Below are 14218 nucleotides of genomic sequence, written 5' to 3'. Positions count from 1 at the left end.
AGAACCGCGCCTGGTCCTTTGACACCTTCTGAGGACATCGTGTTTACTCTGGGTTGGTCTGATTTCACTGTCAGGCACAGGGGGCGGAACATGAATAGATACGCGTGGATTGCCATGGTCATCTCGTTTTTCCTTACGGGGTGCAATGCTCCAGAGGCGGGCGAACTGGATACCGCAAGTCCTGGGCTCTCCCAGGAGGATGTCGCACCGGAAGAGGGAGCGGATGGCCGTGTGACCGCGATGGTTGGTTATTGTTATAACGGTTACAGAGCTGGCCTGTCTTGCAACTCCAATCTGGAGTGCGGCAAGTTCTGTGCTTCGGGTCCCAAGGTCAACCGGTACTGCAACACCGCGACGGATTGCGGCAAGTGGTGTGCCTCCGGGTCCAGAGTCAACCTGTCCTGTCTCTATAATTCAGACTGTCCGGGTTCTACCTGCGTGAGTACCACCTGCATCCAAGCAACCTGCAGTGGCTGAGTTAGCCTCGCCGTCGCGCCTGCGCGTAGCGGGCGTGGTCGGCTCGAATCCGACGAGCGCAGCGGCTCGGAGCCTCGGTGCCGCTGCGGCTCGAGACACTGGAACGTCGAGGACATCTTCCAGCAGAAGGGGGAGGTCGTGGCCAGGAACAACGTGTTGGTCAACAACGTGGCGCAAGCCCAGGCTGTTACCGACAAGGCGGGAGTGGTTGCAAACTACGTGGAGCCTTGACGGGGCCCTCGCGTCCAGGGCCGCCAGGAATTGTGTATCCTTCGAGGCCACTCGACGGTGAGCAGACTGGAGCCCCTCCGTGACGACTCAACGCGTGAACATCCTGGCGCCCGAATTTCGGGCCGATCCCCATCCCCGCTATGCCGAGCTGCGCCGCAACACCCCCGTCGTCCAGGTAGAGCCCGCCGGGTTCTGGGCCATCTCCCGTTACGAGGACGTTGCCTTCGTCATCAAGAACTCGCAGTTGTTCTCCTCGCAGGGGTTCAAGGCGGCGTGGCAGCCGCCTTGGGTGGGGTACAACCCGCTCGCCAACTCGATGCTCACCATGGACGGTGTGGGGCACACCCGGCTGCGGACGCTGGTGAGCCGGGCCTTCAACGCCAGTGCCCTCACTCGGTTGGAGGCACGCATCCGGAAGCTCGCGAGCCGGCTCGTGGATGCGCTGGCGGAGAAGGGCGAGGCGGACTTCGTCTCCCAGTTCGCCATGCCGTTGCCGGCGTTCGTCATCGGCGAGCTGCTCGGGTTGGACGTCTCCCTCCATCATCGGTTCAAGGACTGGTCGGACGACATCACCAGCGTCACGCCCGAGCCCCGGAACCCTGAGCACGCCCAGCGCACGCTCAACGTCATCGCGGACTCGACGCGCTACATCTCCGAGGTCATCGAGGCCCGCCGCCGCTCGCCCGCCGATGATATGGTCAGCGATCTGATCCGCGCGGAGGTGGAGGGACAGTCCTTGACGGATAGGGAGATCATCGACTTCCTGGTGCTCCTGCTCATCGCGGGCCTGGAGACGACGGTCCACCTGCTGGCCAACTCCCTGCTCTTCTTGTCGGAGCGCCCGGAGGAGCAGGCGCGGCTGCGTGCGCAGCCCACGCTGGTGCCTGGGTTCATCGAGGAGATGCTGCGCTACGAGGCGCCCGTTCAGGCGGTGTTGCGCGTCGTCACCTCCGACGTGACGCTCTCCGGGGTGAAGATTCCCCAGGGGGACGTGGTGCTCGCCCTCATCGCCTCGGCCAACCGGGACGAGCGCCACTACACCGAGCCCGATCGCTTCGATCTCCAGCGCGGGCAGCCCGGCCTGTCCTTCGGGTATGGCGTCCACTACTGCATCGGCGCACAACTGGCCCGGATGGAGGCTCGCTGTGGCCTGGAGGCGCTGCTCTCCCGCTTCAGCGGCTTCGAGCGGATCCCCGCGGAGCTGACCTGGGGCCAGGCCATCACGGTGCGTGGACCCCAGCGACTGCCACTCCGGTTCATCCCGGCCTGAGTGTGACTGTTAGAGGGATCGGGCACCACGGCAGGCGCTGTGCCCGGGTTCAAGAGGAGCGGGCTGGCGCCTTCTTTGACTCGGACTCCTTGAGGACGTGCTGGGCGCGCGCGGCGAAGATGCGGGGCATGTTCTCCTCAATCCAGTCGGTGAGGACCTCGATATGCCTGGCGACCTCCTCGCCCATGGGGGTGAGGCTGTAGTCCACGCGGGGAGGAATCACCGGGTAGACCTCGCGGAGCACGAAGCCATCCTCCTCCAGCGCGTGCAGCGTCTGGGCGAGCATCTTCTCGCTCACGCCCGCCACCTTCCGCCGCAATTCGCTGAAGCGGTGCGTGCCCTCCAGCAGGGCGACGAGCACCAGCACGCCCCAGCGGCTCGTGACGTGCTCCAGGACGCCCCGGGACGGACACGCGGCGGCGTAGAGGTCGCCTCGCTGCTCGGCCCACTTCGCCATCGCCTTGCGCAGGTGCTTGGGCTGCTTGTTCGTTGTCATGTCAGTAGCTTACCTCAAGGTAGGTACTTACCAAAAGTGAGTGAGGCCGTTAGGGTGTGTCCTGCGTTTCAACGAAGTCCTCACGCCAGGAAAGGCACCCCATGATTCTCGTCACCGGAGCCACCGGAAAGCTTGGCCGTCTCGTCATCGAGGAGTTGCTCAAGAAGGTCCCCGCCAGCCAGGTCATCGCGGCCGTGCGCAATCCCGAGAAGGCCGCCGGCCTCGCCGCGCTCGGCGTCCAGGTCCGCAAGGCGGACTACAGCCATCCGGAGACGCTGGGGGAGGCGTTCAACGGGGCGGAGAAGGTGTTGCTCATCTCCTCCAGTGAAGTCGGGCAGCGGGCCTCGCAGCACAAGGCGGTAGTGGAGGCAGCCAAGAAGGCGGGAGTGCGCCTGCTCGCCTATACGAGCATCCTGCACGCGGACCGCTCACGGATGGCCCTGGCCGCGGAGCACAAGGCCACCGAGGAGCTCATTCGCGCCTCCGGTCTGCCGTACGTGTTCCTGCGCAACGGTTGGTACACGGAGAACTACACCGAGAACCTGGGGCCGGCGCTGGCGCACGGCGCGCTCGTGGGCTGCGCGGGAGAGGGCCGTATCGCCGCCGCGACCCGGGCCGACTACGCGGCGGCCGCGGTGGCGGTGCTCACCGGCTCGGGTCATGAGAACAAGGTGTACGAGCTGGCGGGAGACAAGGCGTTCACGATGGCGGAGCTGGCCGCCGAGGTGTCGCGCAAGGCCGGCAGGACGATTGCCTACAACAACCTGGCGCCCGAGCAGTACCGGGGCGTGCTCGAGGGTGCCGGTGTGCCGAGGCCCTTTGCCGCGGTGCTGGCGGACTCCGACGTCGGCGCTTCTCGCGGCGAGCTGAACGAGTCCTCCGGCGACCTGCGCCGCCTCATCGGACGTCCCACGACGCCGCTCGCGGACGCGGTCGCCGTGGCGTTCAAGCGCTGAAGCACCTCTCAAGGCGAGGGCGAGTAGGTGCCCTTCATCGTCACGGTGCTGTAGGTGCTGAAGCCATACGAGCACGCGTACCAGCGCCCCTCGGCTGGGTTGCTGATGGTGCACGTCTCGGTGCTGCCGGACTGGTACGGACGGCAGTCGTAGCTGCTGGTGGTGGGGATGGCGCCAAGCTTCACGTACAGGTCCGCGTCGCCCTTGTTGACCTCCTTGGCCACCTGGTTGAAGACCAGCGAGGTACGCCCGCTCGGCACGTCGAGGGTGAAGCACCTCATCGTGAGCGCAGTGCCTGAGTACTGGGCTGACTCGACGCCGTTGGTCAGCGCGCCGCCAGAGGGAAGGAGGGAGTATCTCCCCACGAGTTGTGCTCCCGAGTAGGTCGAGTAGGCGTTGATCATCACGTAGTAGGTGCCGATGCCCGGGTTGGGAATGGAGCAGCTCTCCGTGCTACCGACCTGGAGCGGACGGCAGTCGTAGCTGTAGAGGCCGGGCACGGCGCCGAACTTCACGTACAGGTCCGCATCACCCGTGCTGCCGCTCATGTCGAAGAAGAGTCGGGTGGCGCCCAGGGGCACTTCCAGCGAATAGCACCGCTGTTCGTTGGTGTTGGCGGAGATATCCGTGGCCGGTACGCCGTTGGTGAGGGGGAGAGGAATGCAGTCCGCCAGGGATTGGGTGACCGCCTGGCGTTCTCCGGCCTCCAGCGTGGGGTCTGCCTCTGTGGTGGAGGGGGTGGGAGGGGCGCCGCAGGCGGCAGCGGAGAGCGCCAGGCCCACGAGGGTCAGGGTGCGAATAAGCGGATGAACCAACGTGCTATCTCCTGGATGAGAGAGAGCGGAGCATTGTTCCATGCAGCCTCGCGGGAGTCTCCCGCGAGAATCAGGTGCCGGGTCATGGCGGTGGGGAAGGCACAGGGGCGGGAATCGATCGCGCGGAGGAGACGTCATGGACGGAGCACCCATCGAGGTGACGCACCGGGTTGTCGAGGAGCACGGCGTGCCCGTGCTGCTCATTTCATTCCTGGGCACCTACGGCTTCGGGAGCGGAGGCAACGGCGATGCGGGTCGGATGGAGGACGCGGTGAAATCCATCGCTGAGTCCCACCCTGGCCTCGAGGTGGTCGTACTTGACGGCACCTCGCTCGACTATCAATGGGGCGACATGATTGGTCGCGTGGCCGTGCCACTCGGCGGGCGCGCGTGGGTGTGGGCCGTCTCGGAGCGCTGTTCAGGTGGGCTGACCAGCTATATCGAAGCCGAGGAGGGGCTCTCGCCGCGTGAGTGGCTGTTCGAGCCGTTGGCGGCAGCGGTGGCCGAGGTCGTCCGCAGGCGGCGTGCTGGACGTTTCGAGCTCCATGACTCCGAGGGCGGCGTGGCCCAGGAGTGCGCGTGGACGGAGCGTGGCTACCGGGAGCGCCAATACGCGTCAGAAGGCCCGGGGGTTGAGTCGCTCTGGGCGAACCGGCGGCTGGTCGAGCGGGTGTATCGAGGCTCCGCGGGTGAAGAGGAGTGGCTCGTGATGTGGCCGTTTCCCGACGAGGCCGGAGGCCGGAGCGAGGCCTGCCGGCTCGGGGCTCGAGTCATTATCAAGCAGGGCCGCATCCGCACGCTCGATTTCAACCCGCGACAGACCGGGCGGACCCTGAGGCCAGACTGGCTCGAGGTGGTGTGCTCCTACCCGGAGTTGTATGAGCTCGATTTGTGCCACACCCCGGTGACCGATGAGGACGTGGCGCGGGTCCTCGAGCGGCTGCCGGACCTGACCCGGCTTGCGCTGAGCCACTCTTGCGTGACGGATCGCACCCTGGCCCGGCTCGCCGAGGGGGCCGGTCCCGCCCTGAAGTGGGTGACGCTGTCTCACTGCCAGGTCTCGCGTGAGGCGGCCCAGGCGCTCAAGGCGGCCCGGCCCGCGCTCACCTTCCAGCGCTGACGCTCGCGTCGCGCTGTCTCAGGGGAGTTGCACGGGATGGGCGTAGATGCCAGCGGTCCCATCGCCGAGCTGTCCGTAGCTTGGACACGCCCGTAAGACAGGACACCAGGACGGGGGAGTAGCGCCTGGCGGAGTCGGTGCCGTCAGAGCGGGGCCTTTTGTTCCCGTGAACGGGCTCGGAGCGAAGCCCCTCCGAGCCGCGGCAATCCCTACGCCTCGCTCTTCCTGGGCGGGGCAACATCGAGCGCCCAGCAGTAGAAGCTCAGCTCGTCGACGTCTTGTTCAATGAGCGCTGTCAGCGTGGTGCCGCCGCCGTGTCCCGAGTCCCGGAGCGGCAGCAGGAAGTAGGGTCCGCCCTGCGTGCCTTCCGCCTGGAGCCGAGCGACCATCTTGAGTGGATCGTGCGGCGGCGCGACCCGGTCGTTCAACGCCGACACGAAGGTCATCACGGGATAGCGGCGATCGGCTCGGATGTTGTGGTAGGGCGAGTAGCCGGCGAGATACGCGCCCTCGACCGGATCTTCAGGTGAGCCGTATTCGACGACCGCCGAGCTCATGAAGCCGAAGTTGGGGAAGCGCAGCATGTCGAGGGTGGGCGCGCGGCAGTAGACGGCTCCAAAGGCCTCGGGCGCTTGCAGGGCGGCGACGGCGACGAGCAAGCCGCCGTTGCTGTTACCGCGCGAAGCGAGCCTGGTGGGCGTCGTGTAGCCCGCCGAGACGAGCCAACGTGCCGCCGCGATGTAGTCGTCGAAGGCGTTCTGCCGCCGCGTCTTGCATGCCGCCTCATGCCAGGCGCGGCCGTATTCGCCGCCCCCTCGCACGTTGGCGAAGGCAAGCACGCCGCCCAGCTTCAGCCAGGCGGCATGGAGCGCCGTGAAGCGCGGCTCCAGGGAGATGTTGAAGCCTCCGTAGCCGTTCAGCCGCACAGGCTGGCGTCCGTCACGAGGCAGGTCTTTGCGGTGGACGATGAACATCGACACCCGCGTCCCGTCGAGCGATTCGTACCAGACCTGGTCCGTGACGTACTCGGATGCGTCGAGCCCGACGTCGGGGATGTGGTACGGCGATAGGCGGTCCGTCGCGTAGTCATACCGATAGACGGAGGGGGCCTGCACGTACGACATGAAGTTCACCCACACCTCGTTGCCGCTCCAGGTTCCGCTGATGCCGCTGACGATGCCTTCTCCCTCGTTGCGATTCACAGAGCCTCGTGCTGGCAGCACCAGATCGCGGAGGTAGGAGCCGTCTTCGGCGTGGATGCGCACGCGATGCGATGCTGCATGTGAGTAGACGGCGTAGAGCCGGCCGCCGACGCCGGTGACCGTCTGCAACGTGTCCGAGTTCTCGGGGATGAGCGTCCGCCACTCCGTCGGGGCCGTCAGCGGCGCGACGCAGAGACGGCCGCGCGGCGCGTCGAGGTCGGTATGGATGAGCAGCGAGTCGCCAATCACTTGCACCTGGTTGAGAGACCGCATGGCGGGAGCCGCTGGCACGAGCGCGTCGTCGGCGAGGCGCAGCAGGTAGACGACGTTGGCGTGCACGTAGTCCCATTTGTAGAGCACGGCGAAGCGACCGCACTCGCTGACCTTGACGGAGCACCAGTACTCTTTCTCCCGGTCGTCGCCGAAGACCCGGCGGGCCGGTGTGCCCGACCCGAGTCGGTGCTCGTAGATGGCGTTCCAGTGCGCCTCGTCACCCGCGGGCACCTCGCCCGGCTCGGGACACGCCGCATAGAAAAACCCTGAAGCGTCGGGTCGCCAGGCCACCGACGTGTGACTTGTACCTCGGGGCCGGTCGGGGAGCAGTCGCCCCGTCTCGACGTCGAGCACGTGGATCACCGCGGCGTGGGTGCTGCCAACGGCCTTCCCGAACGCAACCCGCGTCCCATCGGGTGACGGCACGGCGAAAACCAGTGCCTCGTTGCTCGCCCACGTGTTGGGGTCGAGCACCGTCTCGAGCGGCGCGTCCTTGTCGCGCCTGAACATGAACTTGAGCTTGTCGTCGCTGGCGTCCGCCTGCCAAAGAAACTCGCGGCCGTTGGGTCCGGCGTGAATCGGTGGCGAGCGCCGCGCATAGCGCGCTGAGCGAGCGACCGCTGCCCGAAGCGCATCGCGTCCTGGCACTGCGCGCAGCACCGCGTGCGTGACGGCTTCCTGCGCCGCGATCCACGCCTGGGTCTCCGGGGCGTCGAGCTGCTCCATCCAAGCGTAAGGATCGTCAAACCACCTGCCGTGCAGCGTGTAGCCGCTCGCTGAATCTCGTCGCGTCGTGGGAAATTCCAGGGCTCGGTTCTGGTTCCGCATCAGGAGATCCTCCGTCAGCGAGCTGAAGAAGCCCAGCGAGATCTCCACCTCTGCCACCCCGTGTATCGGACGCAGCATGGCCAGCCTTCGGCCCACCGTTCCGGCATGCTCGCGGTGGGGGGCTGGCACAAGGCGTCACGCGGACGGTTGTATGGGCTCCGTGGTTGGGTCTTTCGCCATGACAGGAGGAGGCTGCTCTACCGGGACGCCGTCGACCGAAGCGTTGCTTTCCATGTGCTGCACCTGCTTCTCCACGCCTTCGAGATGCGCTCGCACCTTTCTGTATTCCTCCCAGTTGAACGATTGGAGGAACTGGGCTCCGGCCTCCAGGCCGCGGAGGAACAGATCCACCTGGTCGGCCGGGCTCAGGTCGAAGTCGAGCCAGTGGTGTTTGCCGGTGTCGATCTCCTTGACGAGGAACCGGTAGTCGGGATTGTCGTAAATGAAGTCATTGTCGAGCGTCTGCCGCGCCGAATTGAAGAGGGCCAGGCCGAACTGCCCGAGGGGTCGGAGCCTGTACTTGTTGATCAGGTGTTTCAGGAACCTTCGTAGCCCGGGCCTCTCGCACCCCGCGGGGGTCTCGCGCTCTCCGGTGAGCGCGCGCATCCTGCGCTTCTCCAGGCCCAGCTTCACTCCGAAGGTGGGCGAGTTGGGCACGCCCGCTCGGTGGAATTCGCTGATGGGGAAGTTCGACATGATGCCCCCGTCCACCAGCGTGCAGGACTCCCCCAGCTCACTGTCGCTGACCTTCTCCTTCCACTCTTCCTTGACGGCTTGTGGCACGTTCTCCAGACCCGTCAGGTGCATTGGGTAGAAGAAGAAGGGCACGGACATGGAGGCCCTTACGAACTGCGCGGGGCTTTCGTCCTGCCAGTTCGGGAAGAAGAACTTCGCCATGAGCGGGAAGTCCACCTTGACGCCGGTGGACACCTCGGCGGCAATCAGTTTCAAGCGGACCTTCTTATGCTCGGGGGCGTTCTCTCCCTGTTCCGGTGTGAAGGGCTGCTGGGGCCGCTTCTCCCTCTCCCGCAGGACGAGCTCTTCCTTCGGAGGCTGCTCCACCCGCGTGAGCAGCTTCTTCGTGGAGTCCACCCCCTCCTGCTCCAGGATGGCATGGATCCACTTCTTGAACTCCTCGCCCTCATTGAGACCCAGGGTTTTGGAGAGGACGGGAAGCACCCTCAGGCCCCGCCAGCTGCGCTTGACGCCGAGGCGTACCCCCCGGAGTCGCTCCTTGAACCTGGAGCCCAGGGAGGAGCTGGTCGAAGGCGTTTGCTTCTGCCGCAGCGCCTCGACGAAGCGTTGCGCCAGGGGGCCGCCGTCCTCCAGGGTCTCGAGCTTGAGCTGGGAGAGCAGCTCCCAGAGCCGCTCGCTCTTGGGCTCGCTCTTGTCCTTGTTCACCGCCGCCAGCAAGAGCGCGGCGATGGAGCCTGCCGAGGTGCCGCCGATGTTCAGGAAGCGGAGTCCCACCGACTCCAACGCGTAGATGTAGCCGACCAGCGCGATTCCCAGCGTGCCCCCGCCCTCCATCACCAGATCGACGTATTGATGCCTGAGCGAGCCCGGGTACTTCTTCGGATCGTTGATGATGTCGGAGAACGCCTTGTTCGCGCAGGCCCTCTGGAGCGCATCGAGCTTCGCGCGCACGCAGGGCTGGTCCGTGAGCTCCTGGAGGGTCACCTTGTCCTTCCGGCCTTGGAACGCCCGGCTGACCTGCTCCCGGCATTGCGCCCATCCCTCCTGCTCTCGCGTCTCCCGCTCCTGCGGTGCGCTCTGTTTCAGTTCTCGCGGTGTCATGGGCGTTCCCCCCAGTGGTCCCCAGTGCAGAGGGAGTGACGGGAACGCGGCTGTGACAGGTCGTGATGCTCGGCTGCTCACCGAGCTCGCGAGTGGGTTGCAAGCTCGGTGGGGCGCGGCTACACAGGCGCCTTTGCTGCCCAATGCCCCCTAAACCACCGAAAAGACAGGCGCGAGGCGGTCCTGGCTCGCGCAAGCCAGCGGAGCCCGCGCCCGAGGATCCGCGTGTCCACCGCAGCCGCGCCATGCTTCGCGATGCGCTCCTCGGGTTGATGCGTGAGCGGGGCTTCGACGCCATCAGCGTGCAGGACATCACCGAGCGGGCCCAGCTCAACCGCAGCACCTTCTACCTGCACTACCGCGACAAGGACGAGCTGCTCACGCACGTCATGCGGGACATGATCCTCGACATCTCGCGGAGGAGTCATCAGCTGGGTGACTCGCCCGATCGCCTCCATCGAACCCTGGTGGAGTGGTTCCAGCACGCGGACGAGCACTCCGAGCTGTATCACCTCATGCTGGGTCGGAGCGGCATGCGCGCCTTCGCGGTTCAATTGCGCAACCTCCTCGAGCACCTCATGAACCTCGACCTGGGGAGAGCCGAGGTTTCCCCCCGGCTCCAGGGGGTGCCCGTTCCCGTCGTGAACCGCTTCATGGCCTCGGCCTACATGGGGGTGCTCGAGTGGTGGTTGGATCGACGCTCGCTCCATTCTCCCGAGGACATGGCGCGGTGGCTGGGGGCCCTCACCGCCAAGCTGGGGAGCTCTCTACCAGCCGTTCCGCCCCAAGTACCCCGGCGCAGATAGTCCTCCCTCTGGGCGGACTTCTTCGACACTTGCGCGTGCGTGTCGATTAAGCGGCGCCCAGCCGGGGATTGTCGGTTGTTCTCGACTTCCCGCAATGACAAATCATCGGGGTCTCTAACGAAGCGGCCGGGCCGGGGTCGCGGGGAATGGATCCGATGAAGAGTGACGGGACAGATGTTCCAATCAACAAGAGGGTGCTGACCGAAGCACGGGGAGCTGGCATGGCGTGGCTCCTCCGCCCGGTGGCTCCACTCCTTCTAGGGGCCGCCGTGTTCCTGTCGGGGGGGGCGTTGGCCAAGCCTCCCGCGGGAGGTGTGTTCTGCTCCACCTATCCCTCGGCGCCCGCATGCACCGGACAGCAGCCGTCCTGCAATTACTGTCATATCGCGCCACCTCAGCGAAACGTCTTCGGTGCCGGGCTGGAGCCCCACCTGGCCCCCGGCGCGGCGCGCCCGTTGTCTGACACGGACTTCGCCTACGCGCTCCCCACGGCGCTGAAGGCTGTCGAAGCGGAGGACGCCGACGGTGACGGGGTGTCCAACCTCGTGGAGATCCAGCGCGGCACCTTCCCGGGCGATGCCACCAGCGTGCCCGTGGACACTGGCCGCTGCCAGGGCGGTGAAAACAATCCCCAGTACGACGTGTGCCGTTACGACGCGCGCTTCGCGTACAAGCGCCTGCTGCTCGACTTCTGCGGCGTGCCGCCCACCTACGCGCAGCTCAAGGAGTTCAGCGCGTTGAGCGCGGACGACCAGCTCGCCCGGATGGATGCCGAGCTGGACCGGTGCACCCAGAGCGAGTTCTGGCGCGGCAAGAACGGGCAGCTGTGGAAGCTGGCTCACCCGAAGGTTCGCCCGGTGGGCTCGCTCAAGGAGGGGGAGGACCCCGGTGTCATCGCTCTCGCCGATTACTACGACGACTACGCGCTCTACACCTACGCGCAGATCGACGATCACGACGCGCGCGAGGTGATGACGGCGAAGTACTACGTGCGCCGGGAGACCAACCCCACCCGCTACACGGCGGTGCCGTCGCTGCCGACGCAAGCCATGGATGAGGTGCATCGCGCGGGCAACATCACCTCCAGGTGGAGCCTCCTCTACTTCGTGATGTTCAGCGCGCTGCCGCGCAACGCCGCGTCGCAGGCCTACCGGGCGTACCTGGGCCTCGACATCGCCAAGCAGGAGGGCCTCTTCAGCGTGCCTGGCGAGCCCCGCGACTACGACAACGCGGGCGTGACCTCGCCCGGCTGCGCGGCCTGTCACGCGACGCTCGACCCGCTGAGCTATCCCTTCCGCAACTACGAGGGCTTGTCTTTCCCCATCAACCCCGATGCTCCCTGGGGCACCTACGTGCCCAACCGCATCGAGAAGCGCTTCCCCAACGTCACGCCCATCATCAGCCAGATGCCGGAGACCGGCTATCTCTTCGGCCAGAAGGTGAACAGCCTCGTCGAGTGGGCGGAGGTTGGGGCCAACAGCGATGCCTTCGCCATCGCCGCCGTCACCGACTACTGGAAGCTGCTCGTGGGCCATCCCCCGACCCCCGAGGAGAACGCCGAGTTCGTCGCCACCTGGAAGCGCTTCAAGGGCACGCACGAGTTCCGCGTGCAGCGCATGCTTCATGACCTGATCCGCACGGAGGCCTACGGTGCGCCCTGATTTCCTTCGCGTGTTGCTGCTGTCCTCCGCCTGTGTCCTCTCCGCGTGCTCGTCGTCCTCGCCCTCGGGGCCGGATGCGGGCACGCCGCCCGTCGATGCCGGTACGGGTTCCAACGGTGAGGTGGCGCCCTCCTCGCGCAACAACCTGCGCTTCAAGAATCCGGAGCAGCTGACGGCCCACTTCGCCTCGGCGCTGTCCCTGTCGCCGGAGCAGGTGTGCAACGAGCTGGGCCAGTATTCCTGCGCCACGTACGTGCACCCCGTGGCCCTGGGCGGGGTAGACCCCTATGGCATGGGCCTCTACGAGCCCCTGAAGGCCACGGGCGCGACGACCCCCAACGTCGTCGACCGCATGGCGCTCGCGGCTTGCGCTCGGCGCGTCTCGCTCGACGTCACCACCCCTGGGGAGGCTGTCCTCTTCAAGGGCCTCGAGCTCGACGCGCAGGGTCGTCTGACGAACCGGGACGGCGCGCCGGTCCGCGACGCCATCACCTCGCTCTACCAGCGCGCCCTGTTGCGAGAGCCCACGGAAGCCGAGGTGGGCACGCTGTCGAAACTGGTCACCCAGGTCGAGTCCTTGGGCAGCCAGACGTCGGGCCGTGACTGGATGACCGCGGCCTGCTTCACCGTCCTTTCCTCCGCCGAATCCGTCTTCTTCTAAGGGAACGTCATGTCACTGCGAAACAATGGACGGCTCTCGCGCCGGGAAATCTTGAAGGCCTTGTCGATGTGCGCGGCGGGCTCCGCGACCCTGGGGCCCCTGCTGACGGGGTGCCGGGACGCGCTCAGCAGCCCGGCGGCACTCGAGCAACTCGGAGGCGTGCGCCAGGCGCGCCTGGATGGCAAGCCCCGCTTCCTCATCGTGGTGGGCGCCGTGGGTGGCGCCTCCATCATCGACAGCATGCTGGCGGTGCGGGGCTCGGAGACCACGAGGGCGGGTGGCAACGCCGCGAGGCTCAACACCTTCGCCGACGCGCAGGTGCAGAACGTGGACGGCTCTCCGTTCCGCGCCGTGAAGGTAGACAGCCCCCAGCTGGGCAACATCCCCGTGCCGGTGAAGACGGACCAGCTGCCCTTCGTGAAGAAGTACAAGGACTCCATGCTGGTGGCCACGTCGGTGGGCACGTCGGTGAACCACGTCATCGCGCAGAAGCGGAGCCTGACTGGCAACAACGCCTGGCGCGGTCGCACGTTGCAGGAGTGTGTGGCCCTCCAGTACGGCGCCGGTCTTCCTCTTCCCAACGTGAACATGGGCAACGGGGGCTTCGTCGAGCGCGGCACAGACGACTCCTTGCCCGCCTATTGCTACGGGGAAGTGGTGGCCAATCCATCCCTCTGGCCCCTGGGCCTCGACGGGATGAAGGGCCTCAAGGACGTGCCTTCCCGCGACGTGGTGGCCCTGGCCCGGAGCACGCGCAACACGCTCGATGCCCAGTCCGTCTTTGGGAGGACCTTCGACGACGCGGAGGCGCTCCGGCTCTGGAACGAGCAGCGCACCTCGGGGCAGTCCGCGCTGGAGGTCCAGGAGCTGATCAGCCGCCTCAATGTGCTGCCCGACCAACCGCCGAAGATGCCGCTTTCGGAGTACGGCCTGTCGAGCTCACCCGATGCGGAGCGGCTGCGCGAGGTGTTCCCGGACTACATGTCGGATCCGGTAGAGGGGCAGGCGGCGCTGGCCTTCTTGCTGATAAAAAACCGGGTGTCGGTGTCGGTGACGCTGGGGCCGTCGTTCAACATGGTGACGACTCCCTCGTATAAGGTGACCAACCCGCCGCTGGCCTACGATTTCAGCCACAATGATCACCGCTCCATCCAGGCCTTCATGTGGTCGCGCCTGATGGACACGATCGACAAGCTCATTGGGTTGCTCAAGTCGGAGCCCTTCGACTCGAGCGGTGAGAGCCTGTGGGATCGCTCGTTGATCTACATGGCGACCGAGTTCGGGCGCACGCGCTCGAGGCCGGAGGGGGCCACGGAGATGTTTGGCACCGGGCATGACCTCAACAACGGCTTCATGATTCTGTCGCCGATGGTCCGGGGCAACACGGTGCTGGGAGGCGTGGAGCCGAAGACCACGCTGACCTACGGTTTCGACCCGCGCACCGGCGCGCCCGAACCCGGCAAGATGACGTCGAACGAGGCGGACATCTTCTCGGGCATCCTCACCGCGATGGGCGTCGACACCTCCGGCAGCGGGCTGCCCGACGCGAGCGCCTTCCGGCGCACCTGAGCCGCCTGGGTCCGGGGGAGCCTTTCCGCCAGCCCTCAGCGAAGGTGTCGGGAGTT

At 66.4% G+C, this 14218-nt stretch carries 11 protein-coding genes; 7 read left to right on the top strand and 4 right to left on the bottom strand.

The genetic code is table 11. The features are described from left to right. Positions 1 to 787: 787 nt before the first annotated feature. Positions 788 to 1978 carry a cytochrome P450 gene (locus tag F0U60_RS51670; protein WP_395811919.1) on the top strand — a complete coding sequence of 397 codons (1191 nt, stop codon included), beginning with the start codon at positions 788 to 790 and terminating at the stop codon, positions 1976 to 1978. Positions 1979 to 2027: 49 nt separating this feature from the next. Here the strand turns inward: F0U60_RS51670 and F0U60_RS51665 are convergent, their stop codons facing one another. Beyond that, positions 2028 to 2474: a winged helix-turn-helix transcriptional regulator gene (locus tag F0U60_RS51665; RefSeq protein WP_395811918.1), complete on the bottom strand. Its 447-nt coding sequence runs from the start codon at positions 2472 to 2474 to the stop codon at positions 2028 to 2030. 101 nt (positions 2475 to 2575) lie between these two features. Between F0U60_RS51665 and F0U60_RS51660 the strand changes: the two genes are divergently transcribed. After that, positions 2576 to 3430, top strand: a complete 855-nt coding sequence (locus F0U60_RS51660; RefSeq protein WP_395811917.1) for an SDR family oxidoreductase — start codon at positions 2576 to 2578, stop codon at positions 3428 to 3430. Between the two features lie 8 nt (positions 3431 to 3438). Here the strand turns inward: F0U60_RS51660 and F0U60_RS51655 are convergent, their stop codons facing one another. After that, positions 3439 to 4245, bottom strand: a complete 807-nt coding sequence (locus F0U60_RS51655) for a PPC domain-containing protein (RefSeq protein ID WP_395811916.1) — start codon at positions 4243 to 4245, stop codon at positions 3439 to 3441. A gap of 136 nt (positions 4246 to 4381) precedes the next feature. Between F0U60_RS51655 and F0U60_RS51650 the strand changes: the two genes are divergently transcribed. Next, a complete protein-coding gene (locus F0U60_RS51650; RefSeq protein ID WP_395811915.1) occupies positions 4382 to 5365 on the top strand; it encodes a hypothetical protein in 984 nt (327 codons plus the stop codon). Between the two features lie 209 nt (positions 5366 to 5574). Here the strand turns inward: F0U60_RS51650 and F0U60_RS51645 are convergent, their stop codons facing one another. Next, positions 5575 to 7746, bottom strand: a complete 2172-nt coding sequence (locus F0U60_RS51645; protein ID WP_395811914.1) for a prolyl oligopeptidase family protein — start codon at positions 7744 to 7746, stop codon at positions 5575 to 5577. A gap of 57 nt (positions 7747 to 7803) precedes the next feature. Continuing rightward, entirely contained in the window at positions 7804 to 9465 is a 1662-nt protein-coding gene (locus tag F0U60_RS51640) for a patatin-like phospholipase family protein (RefSeq protein WP_395811913.1), read from the bottom strand. A 245-nt stretch (positions 9466 to 9710) separates the two neighbouring features. Between F0U60_RS51640 and F0U60_RS51635 the strand changes: the two genes are divergently transcribed. The 4 genes from F0U60_RS51635 (at position 9711) to F0U60_RS51620 (ending at position 14162) form a co-directional block, all read left to right on the top strand. Then, the gene (locus F0U60_RS51635; RefSeq protein ID WP_395811912.1) at positions 9711 to 10271 is read left to right on the top strand and encodes a TetR/AcrR family transcriptional regulator; all 561 of its coding nucleotides are present in this window, start codon (positions 9711 to 9713) and stop codon (positions 10269 to 10271) included. 221 nt (positions 10272 to 10492) lie between these two features. Beyond that, positions 10493 to 11932, top strand: coding sequence for a hypothetical protein (locus tag F0U60_RS51630; RefSeq protein ID WP_395811911.1), 1440 nt, complete (start codon positions 10493 to 10495; stop codon positions 11930 to 11932). Further along, positions 11922 to 12593 carry a hypothetical protein gene (locus F0U60_RS51625; RefSeq protein ID WP_395811910.1) on the top strand — a complete coding sequence of 224 codons (672 nt, stop codon included), beginning with the start codon at positions 11922 to 11924 and terminating at the stop codon, positions 12591 to 12593. The genes F0U60_RS51630 and F0U60_RS51625 overlap by 11 nt, the downstream gene beginning before the upstream one ends. A gap of 9 nt (positions 12594 to 12602) precedes the next feature. Continuing rightward, the gene (locus F0U60_RS51620) at positions 12603 to 14162 is read left to right on the top strand and encodes a hypothetical protein (RefSeq protein ID WP_395811909.1); all 1560 of its coding nucleotides are present in this window, start codon (positions 12603 to 12605) and stop codon (positions 14160 to 14162) included. The last annotated feature ends 56 nt before the right edge of the window (positions 14163 to 14218 follow it).

The sequence above is a fragment of the Archangium minus genome (assembly GCF_044360475.1).
Lineage (GTDB): Bacteria > Myxococcota > Myxococcia > Myxococcales > Myxococcaceae > Archangium > Archangium minus.
Note: the sequence above shows the minus strand (reverse complement) of the source record. Positions and strands in the feature narration are given on the sequence as shown.